The following is a 17,823-nucleotide window of genomic DNA, read 5'->3' as shown; positions in this document are numbered from 1 at the left end:
CGGTCCACCTTGGACGGGTCCTTGCCGGAGAAGGCGCCGCCGCCGTGGCGGGCCATGCCGCCGTACGTGTCGATGATGATCTTGCGGCCGGTCAGGCCCGCGTCACCCATCGGGCCGCCGATCTCGAAGCGGCCGGTGGGGTTGACCAGGAGGCGGTAGTTCTCCGTGTCGAGCTTGATGCCCTCGTCCAGGAGCGCCTTGAGCTCCGGCTCCACGACGAACTCGCGGATGTCGGGAGCCAGCAGGGAGTCCAGGTCGATGTCGGACGCGTGCTGCGAGGAGACCACGACCGTGTCGAGACGGACGGCCTTGTCGCCGTCGTACTCGATGGTGACCTGCGTCTTGCCGTCGGGGCGCAGGTAGGGGATGGTGCCGTTCTTGCGGACCTCGGAGAGGCGCTTCGCGAGGCGGTGCGCCAGGAAGATCGGCAGCGGCATCAGGGTGGGGGTCTCGTCCGTCGCGTACCCGAACATCAGACCCTGGTCACCCGCGCCCTGGCGGTCCAGCTCGTCCTCGTCGCCCTCGACCCGGTTCTCGTACGCCGTGTCGACGCCCTGCGCGATGTCCGGGGACTGGGCACCGATCGACACCGAGACACCGCAGGAGGCGCCGTCGAAGCCCTTCTTCGAGGAGTCGTAGCCGATCTCCAGGATCTTGTCGCGGACGAGCTGCGCGATCGGCGCGTAGGTCTTGGTGGTGACCTCACCGGCCACGTGCACCAGACCGGTGGTGATCAGGGTCTCGACGGCGACCCGGGAGGTCGGGTCCTCCTTGAGGAGCGCGTCGAGGATGGTGTCACTGATCTGGTCAGCGATCTTGTCGGGGTGGCCCTCGGTGACGGACTCCGAGGTGAACAGGCGACGGGACACAACGCTCCCTGGGGTTGCAGCGGCTGCTGGCTGATCATGGGCGGACGGGCTCGGGGGCTGCGCCCGGCATCGTCCGAGAACAGTTTATCGGTCGTGCTCTGCCACCGGCCCCCCTGTCTCGCCTCTCGGGAGTGCTGTGACCTGCGGCACGGGCATTGTGCCCAATTCGGAGCGGACTTGGCCAGGGGCGCCACGCCTTCGCGGCAGAGGTTCGTGGGGTCCTGGAAGCGACGGAAGCGGTCAGGGCAGGCGCCTCACCACCAGGTCCCAGACGGTTTCGGCCAGGAACTCCTTCGGGCCGTGCGGGACCGGGGTCTCGCTGCCGTCGGCGCCCAGGACCACCGCCTCGTTCTCCTCCGACCCGAAGGTCTTGCGCTCGCCCACCTCGTTGACGACGAGGAGGTCGCAGCCCTTGCGCCGCAGCTTCGTGCGGCCGTTGGCCAGCACGTCGTCGGTCTCGGCGGCGAATCCGACGATCACCTGGCCCGGGCGGGCGCGTTCGGCCGAGATCTCGGCGAGGATGTCCGGATTCCGCACCAGGACGATGGGATCGGGCTCCTGACCGTCCTTCTTCTTGATCTTCCCGGCCGCGTAGGTCTGCGGCCGGAAGTCCGCGACCGCCGCCGCCATGACGACCGCGTCGGCGTCGGCCGCGGCCTTCAGGACGGCTTCCCGCAGTTGCACGGCCGTCCCGACGGGGACGACGTCCACGCCGGCCGGGTCCGGCAGGCCGGTGTTCGCGGCGACGAGGGTGACCCGGGCGCCGCGCGCGGCCGCGGTGCGGGCGAGGGCGTACCCCTGCTTGCCGGAGGAGCGGTTGCCGAGGAACCGGACCGGGTCGAGGGGTTCCCGGGTGCCGCCGGCGCTGACCACGACGTGCCGGCCCTTGAGGTCGGGCTCGGTGACACCGCGGGCCAGCACACGGCGGCAGACCTCGAAGATCTCGGCCGGGTCGGGCAGCCGGCCCTTGCCGGTGTCGACGCCGGTCAGCCGGCCGACGGCCGGTTCGATCACCACGGCACCGCGGCGGCGCAGGGTCGCCACGTTCTCCTGGGTGGCCGGGTGCTCCCACATCTCGGTGTGCATGGCGGGGGCGAAGACGACCGGGCAGCGGGCCGTCAGGAGCGTGTTGGTGAGCAGGTCGTCCGCCAGGCCGTGCGCCGCCTTGGCGAGCATGTCGGCGGTGGCCGGGGCCACGACCACGAGGTCGGCGTGCTGCCCGATGCGGACGTGCGGGACCTCGTGGACGTCGTCCCAGACCTCGGTCGAGACCGGGTTGCCGGACAGCGCGGACCAGGTTGCGGCGCCCACGAAGTGCAGGGCGGAGGCGGTGGGGACGACCCGGACGTCATGGCCGGACTCCGTGAGCCTTCTGAGCAGCTCGCAGGCCTTGTACGCGGCGATGCCGCCGCTGACCCCCAGCACGACCTTCGGCTTGTCCACCGTCTCTCCCCGGCTCGGCAACGTACGTGTGCGACGTACGGGTCCATCACACACCACAGGCCCGACAGTCGCGCTGTCGGGCCTGTGGACAAGTCAGCAAAAAGCTGAAAGTACTACTGAAACGCCTGCTACTGCGCCGGGCCCTCGACGGCCTCGGACGTCAGCAGACCCGCGTTGATCTCGCGGAGGGCGATCGAGAGCGGTTTCTCGTGGACGTGGGTGTCCACCAGCGGACCGACGTACTCGAGGAGGCCCTCGCCGAGCTGCGAGTAGTACGCGTTGATCTGGCGGGCCCGCTTGGCCGCGTAGATCACGAGGCTGTACTTCGAGTCGGTGGCCTCGAGGAGCTCGTCGATCGGCGGGTTGATGATGCCCTCGGGCGCGGAGATGGAAGAGGACACGCTCTACCTTCCGATGGATGGGAAAGAATCGGTGTGTGTGATCACGCCTCTACGAGCAGGCACGATCACACGACATCCATCAAGGCTAGCAGCTCGCGCGCCACGTCCTCGACGGAGGTGTTGACCAAGGTCACATCGAACTCGGGTTCAGCCGCCAGTTCGACCTTCGCCGCCTCCAGGCGGCGTTCGATCACCTCGGGCGGCTCGGTGCCACGACCGGTGAGTCTGCGCACCAGCTCCTCCCAGGAGGGCGGAGCCAGGAACACGAGCTGGGCGTCCGTCATGGACTCACGGACCTGCCGGGCACCCTGGAGGTCGATCTCCAGCAGGACGGGCTCGCCCGCCTCCAGCCGCTCCAGCACGGCCGCACGCGGCGTGCCGTAGCGGTTGCCGGCGAACTCGGCCCACTCCAGCAGCTCGCCGTTGGCGATCAGCTTGTCCATCTCGTCGTCGGTGACGAAGAAGTACTGGACGCCGTGCTTCTCGCCGGGGCGTGGCTTGCGGGTCGTCGCCGACACCGAGAGCCAGACCTCGGGGTGTTCCTTGCGCATATGGGCGACGACCGTGCTCTTGCCGACCCCTGAGGGGCCGGAGAGCACGGTCAGCCGCGGACGTACGTCCGGGGGCTCGGGGGTCGTCCCCCGGAATGTTGCAGCCATGCAGCGATTATTCCAGCAATCCCGGAGTGCCCGGGACTCCCCTTCCCGGAGAGACCCGGTTCAGGAACCGGTGCTGCCGAACTCACGCTCCAGCGAAGCGATCTGGTTGGAGCCGAGGCCGCGCACACGACGGCTCTCGGAGATGCCGAGTCGCTCCATGATCTGCTTGGCGCGGACCTTGCCCACGCCCGGCAGGGACTCGAGCAGGGCGGAGACCTTCATCTTGCCGATGACGTCGTTCTCCTGGCCCTGCTTGATGACCTCGTGGAGAGAGGCGCCGGAGTGCTTGAGTCGATTCTTGACCTCGGCCCGCTCCCGGCGAGCCGCGGCGGCCTTTTCGAGCGCGGCTGCGCGCTGTTCAGGGGTAAGGGGCGGAAGAGCCACGCCTACGTCACCTCGGATGTCGAACTGTCGGATACGGACCGGTGAGGAACCTAGTCGCCCCACACCTGGGGAGCCACGAGCAACACGCTCGCCCGTTGACTCTGCGTCGGAGACTAGCGGCCAAGTCCGCCAGAGTCAGCGAGAACAGCGGAAAAGTCCTGGTCAGCCTCCGTCAGGACGGACATTCCTGACATACTGCCCCGGATTTGAGGATGTATTCAGGCTCAAGCAGGTCTCGAACCTCCCGCCGGAGGACTCGAACGCCGGCGTCGAACATCCGCGCCGACCGTCGGAAACGCCTCGTCCGGTCCTCCGACGCCCGCCTCAGCCCGTCGGCAACGCGGAGCGGATCTCCGCCGCGAACCGGTCCGTGGCGGCACGCAGCGCGCCGAGGTCGGGACCGTGCCGCAGCACTCCCCGGCTGACGTTCGGGACGACGTTGCGGATCGCCGCTCCGAAGACTTGGGGAAGGTCGGCCGGGGCGGCCCCCTGGGCGCCGACGCCGGGCGCGAGGAGCGGGCCGTTGATCTCCAGGTCGTAGGCCGACAGGTCGCCCAGCGTCGCACCCACGACGGCGCCGAAGGACCCCAGGGGCTCCTCCCCCGTGTTCTCGGCGGCCAGGTGGGCCAGCATGGTCGCGCCGACGTTCCGGCCGTCTGCACGGACCGCGTGCTGGACCTCGCCGCCCTCCGGGTTGGAGGTGAGCGCGAGCACGAACAGGCCCGCGCCGCTCTCGCGGGCCAGCGCGATCGCCGGCGAGAGCGAGCCGTAGCCGAGGTACGGCGACACGGTCAGGGCGTCCGAGAACAGCGGGGAGTCCTTGCGCAGGAAGGCCTCGGCGTACGCGGCCATGGTCGAGCCGATGTCACCGCGCTTGGCGTCCATGAGGACCAGCGCGCCGGCCGCGCGGGCCTCCTCGACGGTCCTCTCCAGGACCGCGACGCCCCGCGAGCCGAAGCGCTCGAAGAACGCGCTCTGCGGCTTGAACAGGGCGACGCGGTCGGACAGCGCCTCGACGACCGTCAGGCTGAAGCGCTCCAGGCCGGCCACGTCGTCGTTCAGACCCCACTCGGTGAGCAGGGAGGCGTGCGGGTCGATCCCCACGCACAGGGGGCCGCGCTCGTCCATGGCGCGGCGCAGGCGGGCGCCGAAGGGCTCGGTCATACCGTGGTCTTCCTCACGTCGGCGCCGACCGCGTCGGCGAGGGTGGCGTACGGGCTCGTGCGCAGGCGCGCGGCGAGGCCCTTGTGGATGGCACGGGCCCAGAAGGGCCCCTCGTAGACGAACGCGCTGTAGCCCTGGACCAGGGTGGCACCCGCCAGGATCCGCTGCCAGGCGTCCTCGGCGTTCTCGACGCCGCCGACGCCCACCAGGGTGATCCGGTCGCCCACGCGCGCGTACAGGCGCCTGAGGACCTCCAGGGAGCGCTTCTTGAGGGGTGCTCCCGAGAGTCCGCCGGTCTCCTTCACCAGGGCGGGTCCGGATTCCAGCCCGAGTCCCTCGCGCGCGATGGTGGTGTTGGTGGCGATGATGCCGTCCAGGCCGAGTTCGACGGCCAGGTCGGCGACCGCGTCGACGTCCTCGTCGGCGAGGTCGGGCGCGATCTTCACCAGGAGCGGGACGCGGCGGTTCGTGACGATCCGGTCGGCCGCCTCGCGGACGGCGGTCAGGAGCGGGCGCAGCGCCTCGGTGGCCTGGAGGTTGCGCAGGCCGGGCGTGTTGGGCGACGACACGTTCACGACGAGGTAGTCGGCGAAGGGCGCCAGGCGTTCCGTCGACTTCACGTAGTCGCCGACCGCCTCGGCCTCGGGGACGACCTTGGTCTTGCCGATGTTGACGCCGACGACGGTCTTGAAGACCGGCTCACGGGACGCCAGACGGGCCGCGACGGCCAGTGAGCCCTCGTTGTTGAAGCCCATGCGGTTGATCAGCGCGCGGTCCTGCACGAGGCGGAACAGCCGCTTCTTGGGGTTGCCCGGCTGGGCCTCCCCGGTCACGGTGCCGATCTCGACGTGGTCGAAGCCCAGCATGGCCATGCCGTCGATCGCGACCGCGTTCTTGTCGAAGCCCGCGGCGAGGCCGAAGGGGCCGTGCATGCGCAGTCCGAAGGCCTCGGTGCGCAGCTCCTTGTGACGGGGCGCGAGGGCGGCCGCGACGAACGTGCGCAGCACGGGGACGCGGGCGGCGAGCCGGATCCAGCGGAAGGCGAGGTGGTGGGCCTTCTCGGGGTCCATGCGCCGGAAGACGAGATTGAAGAAGATCTTGTACATGGTGTCCTCATGAAGAGGGGGACACCGTTTCCGGTGTCCCCCTCAGGGCTGCTAGTCGCGGGCCGCGGTCAGGTGTTCCGCGTGTTCCTGGAGCGAACGGACGCCCACGTCACCGTGGTTGAGGGCGTCGATGCCCTGGACGGCGGCGGCGAGCGCCTGGACCGTCGTCAGACACGGCACCGACCGCGCCACCGCCGCCGTACGGATCTCGTAGCCGTCGAGGCGGCCGCCGGTGCCGTACGGGGTGTTGACGATCAGGTCCACCTCGCCGTCGTGGATGAGCTGGACGATGGTCTTCTCGCCGTTCGGGCCGGTGCCCTCGGACTGCTTGCGCACGACGGTGGCGTTGATGCCGTTGCGCTTGAGGACCTCGGCGGTGCCGGAGGTGGCGAGCAGCTCGAAGCCGTGGGCGACGAGCTCGCGCGCCGGGAAGATCATCGAGCGCTTGTCGCGGTTGGCGACCGAGATGAAGGCGCGGCCCTTGGTCGGCAGCGGCCCGTAGGCGCCCGCCTGCGACTTGGCGTACGCCGTGCCGAAGACGGAGTCGATGCCCATGACCTCGCCGGTGGAGCGCATCTCCGGGCCGAGGACCGTGTCCACGCCGCGGCCGTGGATGTCGCGGAAGCGCGACCACGGCATGACGGCCTCCTTGACGGAGATCGGCGCGTCCAGCGGGAGCTCACCGCCGTCGCCGTTGGCCGGGAGCAGGCCCTCGGCACGCAGTTCGGCGACGGTCGCGCCCAGCGAGATGCGGGCGGCGGCCTTGGCGAGCGGCACCGCGGTCGCCTTCGACGTGAAGGGGACCGTGCGGGACGCGCGCGGGTTGGCCTCCAGGACGTAGAGGATGTCCCCGGCCATCGCGAACTGGATGTTGATCAGGCCGCGGACGCCCACCCCGCGCGCGATGGCCTCGGTGGAGGCCCGCAGGCGCTTGATGTCGAAGCCGCCCAGGGTGATCGGCGGCAGCGCGCACGCCGAGTCGCCGGAGTGGATGCCGGCCTCCTCGATGTGCTCCATCACGCCGCCCAGGTAGAGCTCCTGGCCGTCGTAGAGGGCGTCGACGTCGATCTCGATGGCGTCATCCAGGAAGCGGTCGACCAGGACCGGCCGCGAGGGGCTGATCTCGGTCGACTCGGCGATGTAGGACTCCAGGCGGGTCTCGTCGTAGACGATCTCCATGCCTCGGCCGCCGAGGACGTAGGAGGGCCGGACGAGGACCGGGTAGCCGATCTCGTCCGCGATGGCCTTGGCGCCGGCGAAGGTGGTGGCGGTGCCGTGCTTGGGGGCCGGCAGGCCCGCCTCGGCGAGGACACGGCCGAAGGCACCGCGGTCCTCGGCGGCGTGGATCGCCTCGGGCGAGGTCCCCACGACCGGTACGCCGTTGTCCTTGAGCGCCTGCGCCAGGCCCAGCGGGGTCTGGCCGCCGAGCTGCACGATGACGCCCGCGACCGGTCCGGCCTGCTGCTCGGCGTGGACGATCTCCAGGACGTCCTCCAGCGTGAGCGGCTCGAAGTAGAGCCGGTCGGAGGTGTCGTAGTCGGTGGAGACGGTCTCCGGGTTGCAGTTGACCATCACCGTCTCGTACCCGGCGTCCGACAGCGCGAAGGACGCGTGCACGCAGGAGTAGTCGAACTCGATGCCCTGGCCGATGCGGTTCGGACCGGAGCCCAGGATGATCACCGCGGGCTTCTCGCGGGGCGCGACCTCGCTCTCCTCGTCGTAGGAGGAGTAGAAGTACGGCGTCTTCGCGGCGAACTCGGCCGCGCAGGTGTCGACGGTCTTGTAGACCGGGCGTACGCCGAGCGCGTGCCGCACCTCGCGCACCACGTCCTCGCGCAGCCCGCGGATCTCGCCGATCTGCTGGTCGGAGAAGCCGTGCCGCTTGGCCTCGGCGAGCAGTTCGCCGGTGAGTTCGGGTGCCTCGGCCAGCTCGTCGGCGACCTCCTTGATCAGGAAGAGCTGGTCGACGAACCAGGGGTCGATCTTCGTGTACGCGAAGACCTCCTCCGGCGTGGCGCCCGCGCGGATGGCCTGCATGACGGTGTTGATCCGCCCGTCGGTGGGCCGTACGGACTCCTCCAGGAGGGCCGCCTTGTCGCCGGGCTCGCCGACGAAGGTGAACTGGCTGCCCTTCTTCTCCAGCGAGCGCAGCGCCTTCTGGAAGGCCTCGGTGAAGTTGCGGCCGATCGCCATGGCCTCGCCGACCGACTTCATGGTGGTCGTGAGGGTGGAGTCGGCGGACGGGAACTTCTCGAAGGCGAACCGCGGGGCCTTGACCACGACGTAGTCGAGCGTCGGCTCGAAGGAGGCCGGGGTCTGCTCGGTGATGTCGTTGGGGATCTCGTCCAGCGTGTAGCCGACGGCGAGCTTCGCGGCGATCTTGGCGATCGGGAAGCCGGTGGCCTTGGAGGCGAGCGCCGAGGACCGCGACACGCGCGGGTTCATCTCGATGACGATCACCCGGCCGTCCTCGGGGTTCACCGCGAACTGGATGTTGCAGCCGCCGGTGTCGACGCCGACCTCGCGGATGATCGCGATGCCGACGTCCCGCAGGACCTGGTACTCGCGGTCGGTGAGCGTCATGGCGGGCGCGACGGTGATCGAGTCGCCGGTGTGCACGCCCATCGGGTCGAAGTTCTCGATGGAGCAGACGACCACGACGTTGTCGTGTTTGTCGCGCATCAGCTCCAGTTCGTACTCCTTCCAGCCGAGGATGGACTCCTCCAGGAGCACCTCGGTGGTCGGCGAGAGGGTCAGGCCCTGCCCGGCGATGCGGCGCAGCTCCTCCTCGTCGTGCGCGAAGCCGGAGCCGGCGCCGCCCATGGTGAAGGACGGACGCACCACGACCGGGTAGCCGCCGAGCGTCTCGACGCCCTTGAGGACGTCGTCCATGGAGTGGCAGATGACCGAGCGGGCGGACTCGCCGTGCCCGATCTTCTTGCGGACCTCCTCGACGACGTCCTTGAAGAGGTCGCGGTCCTCGCCCTTGTGGATGGCCTCGACATTGGCGCCGATCAGTTCGACGCCGTACTTGTCGAGGGTGCCGGCCTCGTGCAGCGAGATCGCCGTGTTCAGGGCCGTCTGACCGCCCAGGGTGGGCAGCAGGGCGTCGGGGCGCTCCTTGGCGATGATCTTCTCGACGAACTCCGGGGTGATCGGCTCGACGTAGGTGGCGTCGGCGATCTCCGGGTCGGTCATGATCGTCGCCGGGTTGGAGTTGACGAGGATGACGCGCAGGCCCTCGGCCTTGAGCACGCGGCACGCCTGGGTGCCGGAGTAGTCGAACTCGGCGGCCTGGCCGATGACGATCGGGCCGGAGCCGATGACCAGGACGGACTGGATATCGGAGCGCTTAGGCACGCTGGCCCTCCATCAGGGATACGAAGCGGTCGAACAGGTAGGCGGCGTCGTGCGGGCCCGCTGCCGCTTCGGGGTGGTACTGGACGGAGAAGGCCGGCTGGTCGAGCAGCTGGAGCCCCTCCACGACGTCGTCGTTCAGGCACACGTGGGAGACCTCGGCGCGGCCGAACTTGGTCTCGCTGACCTTGTCGAGCGGCGCGTCCACGGCGAACCCGTGGTTGTGCGCGGTGACCTCGACCTTGCCGGTGGTGCGGTCCTGCACGGGCTGGTTGATGCCCCGGTGCCCGTACTTCAGCTTGTAGGTGCCGAAGCCGAGGGCCCGGCCGAGGATCTGGTTGCCGAAGCAGATGCCGAACAGCGGCGTCTTCCGCTCCAGCACCGCGGTCATGAGCGCGACCGGGCCGTCGGCGGTCGCCGGGTCGCCGGGTCCGTTGGAGAAGAACACCCCGTCCGGCTCGACGGCGTAGACCTCGTCGACGCTCGCCGTGGCCGGCAGGACGTGCACCTCGATGCCCCGCTGGGCCATGCGGTGCGGGGTCATGCCCTTGATGCCGAGGTCGATCGCGGCGACGGTGAACTTCTTCTCGCCGACCGCCGGGACGACGTACGTCTCCTCGGTGGCGACCTCCTCGTACAGCGAGGCGCCCTTCATGTGCGGCTGGGCCTGCACGCGCGCGACCAGCTCGGACTCGGCGGCGATCGCCTCGCCGGAGAAGATCCCGGCGCGCATGGAGCCGCGCTCGCGCAGGTGGCGGGTGAGCGCGCGGGTGTCGATGCCGGAGATCCCGACGATGGCCTGCGCGACCAGCTCGTCGTCCAGGGAGCGCTGGGCGCGCCAGTTGGACGGCACGCGCGCGGGGTCGCGCACGACGTAGCCGGAGACCCAGATGCGGCGGGACTCGTCGTCCTCGTCGTTCCAGCCGGTGTTGCCGATCTGCGGGGCGGTCGCGACCACGATCTGGCGGGCGTAGGAGGGGTCGGTCAGGGTCTCCTGGTAGCCGGTCATGCCGGTGGAGAACACGGCCTCGCCGAAGGTCTCCCCCACGGCCCCGTAGGCACGGCCGCGGAAGATCCGGCCGTCCTCCAGGACGAGTACCGCGGAGACCTTCGAGGCCCCCCTTGTGGAGGTCGTCATCGTGCGCCTTCCGTTTCCGTCTTGTTGATCATGGAGTTGATGGCGTCGACCCACTCGGTGTGCTCGGCCGCGTGGTCCGAGCGGAACCCCGAGTCGATCAGTCGCTCACCGTGGGCCCAGGTCACGAGGAGGAGCCCGCCCTCGGTCAGGACCTTGCCGGCGATGCCCTTGCCGAGCACGGCCTCCCGCAGGGCCTCGCGCGGGATGAAGAAGTCGGTCGCCCCGGGGCGTACGACGTCCAGGCCCGTGTCCGTCAGGGTGAGCTCGACCCGGCTGCGGGTGCCGAGGCCGTGCGCCACGATCCGGTCGAGCCACTGGCCGGCCGTGGTGGAGCCGTGGTAGCGGCCGCTCATGCTCAGTCTCGCCGGGCCGGGGTCGTCCGGCGCGGCAGGGAGCTCGGGCAGGTCGCCCTGGAGCGTGCCGCGCCACTTCCAGCCCTCGCGCATCAGCCAGTAGACGAGCGCGACGAACAGGGCGAGGCCTACGAGCCAGCCGATCCGGGCGGCCCAGTCGGTCACCGGCGCCGATTCCTTGCCGGCCGCGATCAGTAGTGCAGATGTCACGTGAGCTTCCCGTCGACGAGCGTGGCCTTGCCCCGGAGCCACGTGCGCGTGACACGGCCCGGCAGCTCACGCCCCTCGTACGGGGTGTTGCGGCTGCGCGAGGCGAAGCCCGCGGGGTCCACCGACCCACGGTATTCCGTGTCGACCAGCGTGAGGTTGGCGGGCTCACCAGCCGAGACGGGACGGCCGTGTCCGGCGGCCTGCCCGATGCGGGCCGGGGCGTGGGACATGCGCTCGGCGACCCCGGCCCAGTCGAGGAGTCCGGTGTCCACCATGGTCTCCTGCACCACTGACAACGCGGTCTCCAGGCCGACCATCCCCATGGCGGCGGCGGCCCACTCGCAGTCCTTGTCCTCGTGCGGGTGCGGGGCGTGGTCGGTGGCGACGATGTCGATGGTGCCGTCGGCCAGGGCCTCGCGCAGGGCGAGCACATCCCGCTCGGTGCGCAGCGGCGGGTTCACCTTGTAGACCGGGTTGTAGGTGCGCACCAGCTCGTCGGTGAGGAGCAGGTGGTGAGGGGTGACCTCGGCGGTGACGTCGATGCCGCGGGACTTGGCCCAGCGCACGATCTCGACGGACCCGGCGGTCGACAGGTGGCAGATGTGCACGCGGGAGCCGACGTGCTCGGCGAGCAGGACGTCCCGGGCGATGATCGACTCCTCGGCCACCGCGGGCCAGCCGCCGAGGCCCAGCTCGGCGGAGACGATTCCCTCGTTCATCTGGGCGCCCTCGGTCAGCCGCGGCTCCTGGGCGTGCTGGGCGACGACCCCGCCGAAGGCCTTCACGTACTCCAGCGCGCGCCGCATGATCACGGCGTCGTCGACGCACTTGCCGTCGTCGGAGAACACGGTGACCCCGGCGGCCGACTCGTGCATGGCGCCGAGTTCGGCGAGCTTCTTGCCCTCCAGGCCGACGGTGACGGCACCGATGGGCTGCACGTCGCAGTAGCCGTGCTCCTGGCCGAGCCGGTACACCTGCTCGACCACGCCGGCGGTGTCGGCGACGGGGAAGGTGTTGGCCATGGCGAACACGGCCGTGTAACCGCCGGAGGCCGCCGCGCGGGTGCCGGTCAGCACGGTCTCGGAGTCCTCGCGGCCCGGCTCGCGCAGATGGGTGTGCAGGTCGACCAGGCCCGGCAGGAGCACCTTGCCGGCCGCCTCGACGACCTCGGCGCCCTCGGCCGGGAGGCCCGTACCGACCGCCTCGATGACGGAGCCGTCGATCAGGACGTCCTGCGGCTCGCCGCCGAGGACCTTCGCACCACGGATCAGGATCTTGCTCATGTGACTTACTTCTCCTCGATGCGGGTGTGAGAGGCGGCGGGCTCGTTCCCACCGAGCAGCAGGTACAGCACGGCCATCCGGATGGAGACCCCGTTGGCGACCTGCTCCACCACGGTGCAGCGGTCGGAGTCGGCGACCTCGGCGGTGATCTCCATGCCGCGGACCATCGGGCCGGGGTGCATCACGATGGCGTGCTCCGGCATCCGCGCCATGCGGTCGCCGTCCAGGCCGTAGCGCCGCGAGTACTCGCGCTCGGTCGGGAAGAACGCGGCGTTCATGCGCTCGCGCTGGACGCGCAGCATCATCACCGCGTCCGACTTGGCGAGCGTGCTGTCCAGGTCGTACGAGACCTCGCAGGGCCAGGTCTCGACGCCGACCGGCACCAGGGTGGGCGGGGCCACGAGGGTGACCTCGGCGCCGAGGGTGTGCAGCAGGTCGACGTTGGAGCGGGCGACGCGGCTGTGCAGCACGTCCCCGACGAGCGTGATGCGCTTGCCGGAGAGATCCTGTCCGATCCCGGCGTCCCGCCCGACGAGCCGGCGGCGCATGGTGAACGCGTCCAGCAGGGCCTGCGTCGGGTGCTGGTGGGTGCCGTCGCCGGCGTTGATGACGGCCGCGTCGATCCATCCGGAGTTGGCGAGGCGGTACGGCGCTCCGGAGGCGCCGTGGCGGATGACGACAGCGTCGACGCCCATGGCCTCCAGGGTCTGGGCGGTGTCCTTGAGGGACTCGCCCTTGGACACGCTGGAGCCCTTGGCGGTGAAGTTGATGACGTCCGCCGAGAGACGCTTCTCGGCGGCCTCGAAGGAGATACGCGTGCGCGTGGAGTCCTCGAAGAAGAGGTTGACGATCGTGCGGCCGCGCAGGGTCGGCAGCTTCTTGATCGGCCGGTCGGCGACCCGGGCCATCTCCTCGGCGGTGTCGAGGATCAGGACGGCGTCGTCGCGGGTGAGGTCGGCGGCCGAGATGAGATGACGCTGCATCTGTCAGGCTCCGTAAGGCAGTTCAGGGGAGATTCCGGGCAAGCGAGGGCGCGCCGGGGACCGGCGTGCCCCGGGGCTCGCTAGTGGGCCGGCTTCACACCGAGCAGCACGGTGTCGCGACCGTCCTCCTCGACGAGCTGGACCTTGACCGTCTCCCGCAACGACGTGGGGAGGTTCTTGCCGACGTAGTCGGCGCGGATGGGCAGTTCGCGGTGGCCTCTGTCGACCAGGACCGCGAGCTGCACCGCGCGCGGGCGCCCGATGTCGTTCAGGGCGTCCAGGGCCGCGCGGATGGTGCGGCCGGAGAAGAGCACGTCGTCGACGAGGACGACCAGGCGGCCGTCGATGCCGTCACCGGGGATCTCGGTGCGGGCCAGCGCACGCGGCGGGTGCATGCGCAGGTCGTCGCGGTACATGGTGATGTCGAGCGAACCGACCGGGATCCTGCGGTCGGTGATCTCCTCCAGCTTCGCGGCGAGCCGCTGGGCGAGGAAGACGCCTCGGGTGGGGATTCCGAGGAGCACCACGTCGTCGGCGCCCTTGGCGCGTTCGACGATCTCGTGGGCGATGCGGGTCAGCACGCGCGCGATGTCGGGGCCTTCGAGAACGGGCCGGGCATCGGACGCCTGGATATCGGAAGTGTCCTGCTTGTCCATACGAAACGGACCTCCTTCTCCGCCTCACGGGACGGACCTTAAAGGACGTCGGATTTGCGCCATCCACCGTAGCAGGCCGGAACGAAGCACCGGTTCACCCCCCTGGCCCAATCGGTCTCCACTCTCACGGAAGAGTCGGTGTGGACCATTCGGCTTGACGCACAAGAGTCACGCTGCGTAACCTCACAGTGAGTTACCAGACGCGCGGCTCGAAACCACTGCGGCCGCGTCGATCCAGTGTCCGGGGAGCTATATGTCCAGCGAATACGCCAAACAGCTCGGGGCCAAGCTCCGGGCCATCCGCACCCAGCAGGGCCTTTCCCTCCACGGTGTCGAGGAGAAGTCCCAGGGACGCTGGAAGGCGGTCGTGGTCGGTTCGTACGAGCGCGGCGACCGCGCGGTGACCGTGCAGCGTCTTGCCGAGTTGGCGGATTTCTACGGCGTTCCGGTACAGGAGCTGCTGCCCGGCACCACCCCGGGCGGGGCCGCCGAGCCCCCGCCGAAGCTGGTCCTGGACCTGGAGCGGCTGGCCCACGTCCCGGCCGAGAAGGCGGGCCCCCTCCAGCGCTACGCCGCGACGATCCAGTCGCAGCGCGGTGACTACAACGGCAAGGTGCTCTCGATCCGCCAGGACGACCTGCGCACACTCGCCGTCATCTACGACCAGTCCCCCTCGGTCCTCACCGAGCAGCTGATCAGCTGGGGCGTGCTGGACGCGGACGCGCGTCGCGCGGTGTCCCACGAGGAGAGCTGAGCCGCTCCCAGCCTCAGCAGAAACGTGCCGCCGGGGTGGCCGGAACTTCACGGTTCCGGCCACCCCGGCGGCTTTCTGCGGTCCTCGCGGGGCTCTCGCGCACGCAAACGCCTGAGGGCCCGCAGCGGTCGCGCTGCGGGCCCTCAGGCGATGTGCGTCTCGATCGAGCCGCCACGCCGCCTCGGCCTACGCCAGATCCCGGCGCAGGGACGGCTTCAGGTCCTTGAACCGGCCGAGCAGGCCGTTCACGAACGACGGCGACTCGTCCGTGGAGAACTCCTTGGCCAGTTGCACCATCTCGTCGAGCACCACCGCGTCCGGGGTCTCGTCGACCCAGATCAGCTCGTAGGCGCCCAGCCGCAGGATGTTGCGGTCGACGACCGGCATCCGGTCCAGCGTCCAGCCGACCGCGTACTGCGCGATCAGCTCGTCGATGCGCTTCGCGTGCTCCGTGTAGCCCTCGACGAGCTGCATCGTGTACTCGCTCACCGGCGGCTGCCGGGTGTCCTCCCGGGACAGCCGGATCCAGTCCGCCAGGACCGTCAGGACGTCGACGTCGCGCTGGTCGCCCTCGAAGAGGATCTGGAAGGCGCGCTTGCGGGCCGTGTTGCGGGCAGCCACGGTTAGCTGTTCACCCGGCCGAGGTAGTCGCTCGTACGGGTGTCGACCTTGATCTTCTCACCGGTGGTGATGAAGAGCGGGACCTGGATCTGGTGGCCGGTCTCCAGGGTGGCGGGCTTGGTGCCGCCCGTGGAGCGGTCGCCCTGGACGCCCGGCTCGGTCTCCTGGATGGTCAGCTCGACGGCGGCCGGCAGCTCGACGAAGAGCACCTCGCCCTCGTGCTGCGCGACGGTGGCCGTGAAGCCCTCGACGAGGAAGTTCGCCGCGTCGGCGACCGTCTTGCGGTCGATCATGAGCTGGTCGTAGGTCTCCATGTCCATGAAGACGAAGTACTCGCCGTCCATGTACGAGAACTGCATGTCGCGCTTGTCGACAGTGGCCGTCTCGACCTTGACGCCGGCGTTGAACGTCTTGTCGACGACCTTGCCGGACAGCACGTTCTTGAGCTTGGTGCGCACGAAAGCGGGGCCCTTGCCGGGCTTGACGTGCTGGAACTCGACGACGGACCAGAGCTGGCCGCCTTCGAGCTTGAGCACCAGGCCGTTCTTGAGGTCGTTCGTGGAAGCCACGGTTGCGGAATCTCCTGGACTGACGTGGACGACCCCGGCGCACGCACGTTGCCTATAGTGCGAGCAGCTCCTTGGTCGTGATGGTGAGTAGCTCGGGTCCGCCGTCCGCCTCGGGGCGTACGACGAGCGTGTCATCGATCCGGACGCCGCCCCGTCCCGGGAGGTGGACCCCCGGTTCGACGGTGACCGGCACGCAAGCGTCCAGTTTACCCATGGCCGCGGGGGCCAACTGCGGGTCCTCCGCGATTTCGAGCCCCACACCGTGTCCGGTGAGGCCCGGGAGCCCCTCGTGGTGCCCCGCGGACTCCAGTACCTGGCGTGCCGCACGGTCCACGTCACGGTAGGCGGCACCGGGCGTCAGCGACTCCCGTCCGGCCCGCTGAGCGGCGAAGACGAGGTCGTAGAGCTCGATCTGCCAGTCGGCGGGGGACGTCCCGATGACGAACGTGCGGCCGATCTCGCAGCGGTAGCCGCGGTAGCTCGCGCCCAGGCAGACGGAGAGAAAGTCGCCCTCCTCGACCCGGCGGTCGGTGGGCCGGTGGGCCGGCCGGCCGGAGTTCGGGCCGGTGCCGACGGAGGTGGCGAAGGCCGGGCCGTCGGCGCCGTGGTCGACGAGGCGGCGCTCCAGTTCCAGGGCGAGGTGCCGTTCGGTGCGGCCCACGAGGATGGACTCCAGGAGCTCGCCCAGTGCCTGGTCGGCGATCTCCGCGCCGATGCGCAGGCAGGAGATCTCCTCCTCGTCCTTGATGACGCGGAGCTGTTCCACCGCGCCCCCGAGGTCGGCCAGACGCAGCCGCGGGGCGACCGAGCGGATCGCGCGGTACCGGGCGACCGTGAGGTGCTTCTCCTCCACGGCGAGCGAGTCCGCGCCCTGAGCGGTGGCGAGGTCGGCCGCGGCGACGGCCGGGTCGCCCCCGGCGCCGGGAAGGTGGTGCGGTCGCAGGGCCTCGTCGGGACGCCCGGCCCCGGGACGGTCGTCCGGGGGGCCGGAGCACACCAGGAGGTCCTCGGTCCTGCCGAGCAGCAGCACGCTGCCCCGCGGGGCGGCACCCGCGAGGTAGCGGACGTTGGCCGGACGGGAGATCAGCGCGGCCTGGCTGCCGCCGGCCTGGCAGCGGTCGCGTAGGCGGGTTCTGCGGGTGGCGTACACCTCTGACATGACTTGAGCGTAGGAGTTCTCCCGATTTGCCGCTGTTCGGGAGAGTCCGAGTGGGGAGCGCCGCTGGTCGTCCGCGGGTCCGGGGGCCGGTCGGACCGACCCGGTGGGGCCGCACATCGACGCAGCCCGCTCCCTTTCGGGCTACCAGTTCGGCGGGCTCGCGATGGAGCGCGCCAGGACGTCGTCCAGCACCTTCGCCGTCTGCACCACGTCCATCTGGCTGTTGTCGATGATCGGCAGACCCGAGCCGTACCAGCCGGCCATCCGGCCGTGGATCCGCGCCACCTCCTCGTCGGTCAGCCGGCGATTGCCGGACCGCTCCGCGTTGCGCTCCAGGACGATCTCCAGGCCGGGCAGCAGGACCACCGGGAGCAGTCCCGGGCCCACGTGCCGCTTCCAGCCGCCGAGGCCGACCACGGGCCGGTCCGGGAAGACCGCGTCGTCGAGGATGCAGGAGATGCCGTTGGCGAGGAAGTTGCGGGCGGCGAAGCCGCAGGTGCGGCGGGCGAGCCGGTACTGGGCCTCGGAGTGGTCGTTCCAGCCGGACTGCGGGTCGGCGAAGCCCGAGCGCACCCACTCGCGTACGTCGTCGAGGCTGATGTGGGCGGTGGGGACCCGGCGGTGGTCGGCCCAGTACTTGGCCACGCTCGTCTTGCCGGCGCCCGCCGGGCCGACGAGCAGCACCGCGAGGGTGGTGCCCGACGGGGTCCCCAC

18 protein-coding genes are annotated in these 17,823 nt (G+C 70.2%); 1 reads left to right on the top strand and 17 read right to left on the bottom strand.

Going from position 1 to position 17,823, the window contains the following annotated elements; all coding sequences use genetic code 11:
* From metK to pyrR, 13 genes are all read right to left on the bottom strand, one after another.
* On the bottom strand, positions 1-869 hold an 869-nt coding region (gene metK / locus AOJ26_RS33210), incomplete at its 3' end, for a methionine adenosyltransferase (protein ID WP_053852080.1).
* A 240-nt stretch (positions 870-1,109) separates the two neighbouring features.
* Positions 1,110-2,312, bottom strand: a complete 1,203-nt coding sequence (gene coaBC, locus AOJ26_RS33205) for a bifunctional phosphopantothenoylcysteine decarboxylase/phosphopantothenate--cysteine ligase CoaBC (RefSeq protein ID WP_053852079.1) — start codon at positions 2,310-2,312, stop codon at positions 1,110-1,112.
* 128 nt (positions 2,313-2,440) lie between these two features.
* On the bottom strand, positions 2,441-2,713 hold the full coding sequence (gene rpoZ / locus AOJ26_RS33200; protein ID WP_003988945.1) for a DNA-directed RNA polymerase subunit omega: 273 nt from the start codon (positions 2,711-2,713) through the stop codon (positions 2,441-2,443).
* Between the two features lie 65 nt (positions 2,714-2,778).
* Positions 2,779-3,372 carry a guanylate kinase gene (gmk, locus tag AOJ26_RS33195; RefSeq protein WP_078960127.1) on the bottom strand — a complete coding sequence of 198 codons (594 nt, stop codon included), beginning with the start codon at positions 3,370-3,372 and terminating at the stop codon, positions 2,779-2,781.
* Positions 3,373-3,432: 60 nt separating this feature from the next.
* Positions 3,433-3,756: an integration host factor gene (locus tag AOJ26_RS33190; protein ID WP_003977346.1), complete on the bottom strand. Its 324-nt coding sequence runs from the start codon at positions 3,754-3,756 to the stop codon at positions 3,433-3,435.
* A 324-nt stretch (positions 3,757-4,080) separates the two neighbouring features.
* Positions 4,081-4,920 (bottom strand): orotidine-5'-phosphate decarboxylase, encoded by an 840-nt coding sequence (pyrF, locus tag AOJ26_RS33185; RefSeq protein WP_053852077.1) that lies wholly within the window; start codon positions 4,918-4,920, stop codon positions 4,081-4,083.
* Positions 4,917-6,026 (bottom strand): quinone-dependent dihydroorotate dehydrogenase, encoded by a 1,110-nt coding sequence (locus AOJ26_RS33180; protein WP_053852076.1) that lies wholly within the window; start codon positions 6,024-6,026, stop codon positions 4,917-4,919. Before AOJ26_RS33180 ends, pyrF begins: the two co-directional genes overlap by 4 nt.
* Before the next feature lie 51 nt (positions 6,027-6,077).
* Positions 6,078-9,386, bottom strand: coding sequence for a carbamoyl-phosphate synthase large subunit (gene carB, locus AOJ26_RS33175; protein ID WP_053852075.1), 3,309 nt, complete (start codon positions 9,384-9,386; stop codon positions 6,078-6,080).
* Positions 9,379-10,521, bottom strand: a complete 1,143-nt coding sequence (carA, locus tag AOJ26_RS33170; RefSeq protein WP_053852074.1) for a glutamine-hydrolyzing carbamoyl-phosphate synthase small subunit — start codon at positions 10,519-10,521, stop codon at positions 9,379-9,381. The genes carB and carA overlap by 8 nt, the downstream gene beginning before the upstream one ends.
* Positions 10,518-11,084 (bottom strand): hypothetical protein, encoded by a 567-nt coding sequence (locus tag AOJ26_RS33165; protein ID WP_053852073.1) that lies wholly within the window; start codon positions 11,082-11,084, stop codon positions 10,518-10,520. The genes carA and AOJ26_RS33165 overlap by 4 nt, the downstream gene beginning before the upstream one ends.
* Positions 11,081-12,367, bottom strand: coding sequence for a dihydroorotase (locus tag AOJ26_RS33160; protein WP_053852072.1), 1,287 nt, complete (start codon positions 12,365-12,367; stop codon positions 11,081-11,083). The genes AOJ26_RS33165 and AOJ26_RS33160 overlap by 4 nt, the downstream gene beginning before the upstream one ends.
* Positions 12,368-12,372: 5 nt before the next feature.
* Positions 12,373-13,350, bottom strand: a complete 978-nt coding sequence (locus tag AOJ26_RS33155; protein ID WP_053852071.1) for an aspartate carbamoyltransferase catalytic subunit — start codon at positions 13,348-13,350, stop codon at positions 12,373-12,375.
* 80 nt (positions 13,351-13,430) lie between these two features.
* Positions 13,431-14,006 (bottom strand): bifunctional pyr operon transcriptional regulator/uracil phosphoribosyltransferase PyrR, encoded by a 576-nt coding sequence (pyrR, locus tag AOJ26_RS33150; RefSeq protein WP_053852070.1) that lies wholly within the window; start codon positions 14,004-14,006, stop codon positions 13,431-13,433.
* 253 nt (positions 14,007-14,259) lie between these two features.
* On the opposite strand from pyrR, the gene bldD reads away from it, so the two are divergent.
* Entirely contained in the window at positions 14,260-14,760 is a 501-nt protein-coding gene (gene bldD, locus AOJ26_RS33145; protein ID WP_003956405.1) for a transcriptional regulator BldD, read from the top strand.
* A 186-nt stretch (positions 14,761-14,946) separates the two neighbouring features.
* Here bldD and nusB read toward each other — a convergent pair whose 3' ends face one another.
* The 4 genes from nusB to AOJ26_RS33125 all read right to left on the bottom strand — a co-directional run bounded on the left by nusB (position 14,947) and on the right by AOJ26_RS33125 (position 17,823).
* On the bottom strand, positions 14,947-15,381 hold the full coding sequence (gene nusB / locus AOJ26_RS33140) for a transcription antitermination factor NusB (RefSeq protein WP_053852069.1): 435 nt from the start codon (positions 15,379-15,381) through the stop codon (positions 14,947-14,949).
* Positions 15,382-15,383: 2 nt separating this feature from the next.
* Positions 15,384-15,950, bottom strand: a complete 567-nt coding sequence (gene efp, locus AOJ26_RS33135; protein WP_053852068.1) for an elongation factor P — start codon at positions 15,948-15,950, stop codon at positions 15,384-15,386.
* A gap of 52 nt (positions 15,951-16,002) precedes the next feature.
* Positions 16,003-17,109 (bottom strand): aminopeptidase P family protein, encoded by a 1,107-nt coding sequence (locus AOJ26_RS33130; protein WP_053852067.1) that lies wholly within the window; start codon positions 17,107-17,109, stop codon positions 16,003-16,005.
* A gap of 141 nt (positions 17,110-17,250) precedes the next feature.
* On the bottom strand, positions 17,251-17,823 hold the full coding sequence (locus AOJ26_RS33125) for an AAA family ATPase (protein ID WP_063790357.1): 573 nt from the start codon (positions 17,821-17,823) through the stop codon (positions 17,251-17,253).

Source organism: Streptomyces sp. NRRL B-24085 (genome assembly GCF_001282115.1).
In the GTDB taxonomy this organism is placed as follows: Bacteria; Actinomycetota; Actinomycetes; order Streptomycetales; family Streptomycetaceae; genus Streptomyces.
Note: the sequence above shows the minus strand (reverse complement) of the source record. Positions and strands in the feature narration are given on the sequence as shown.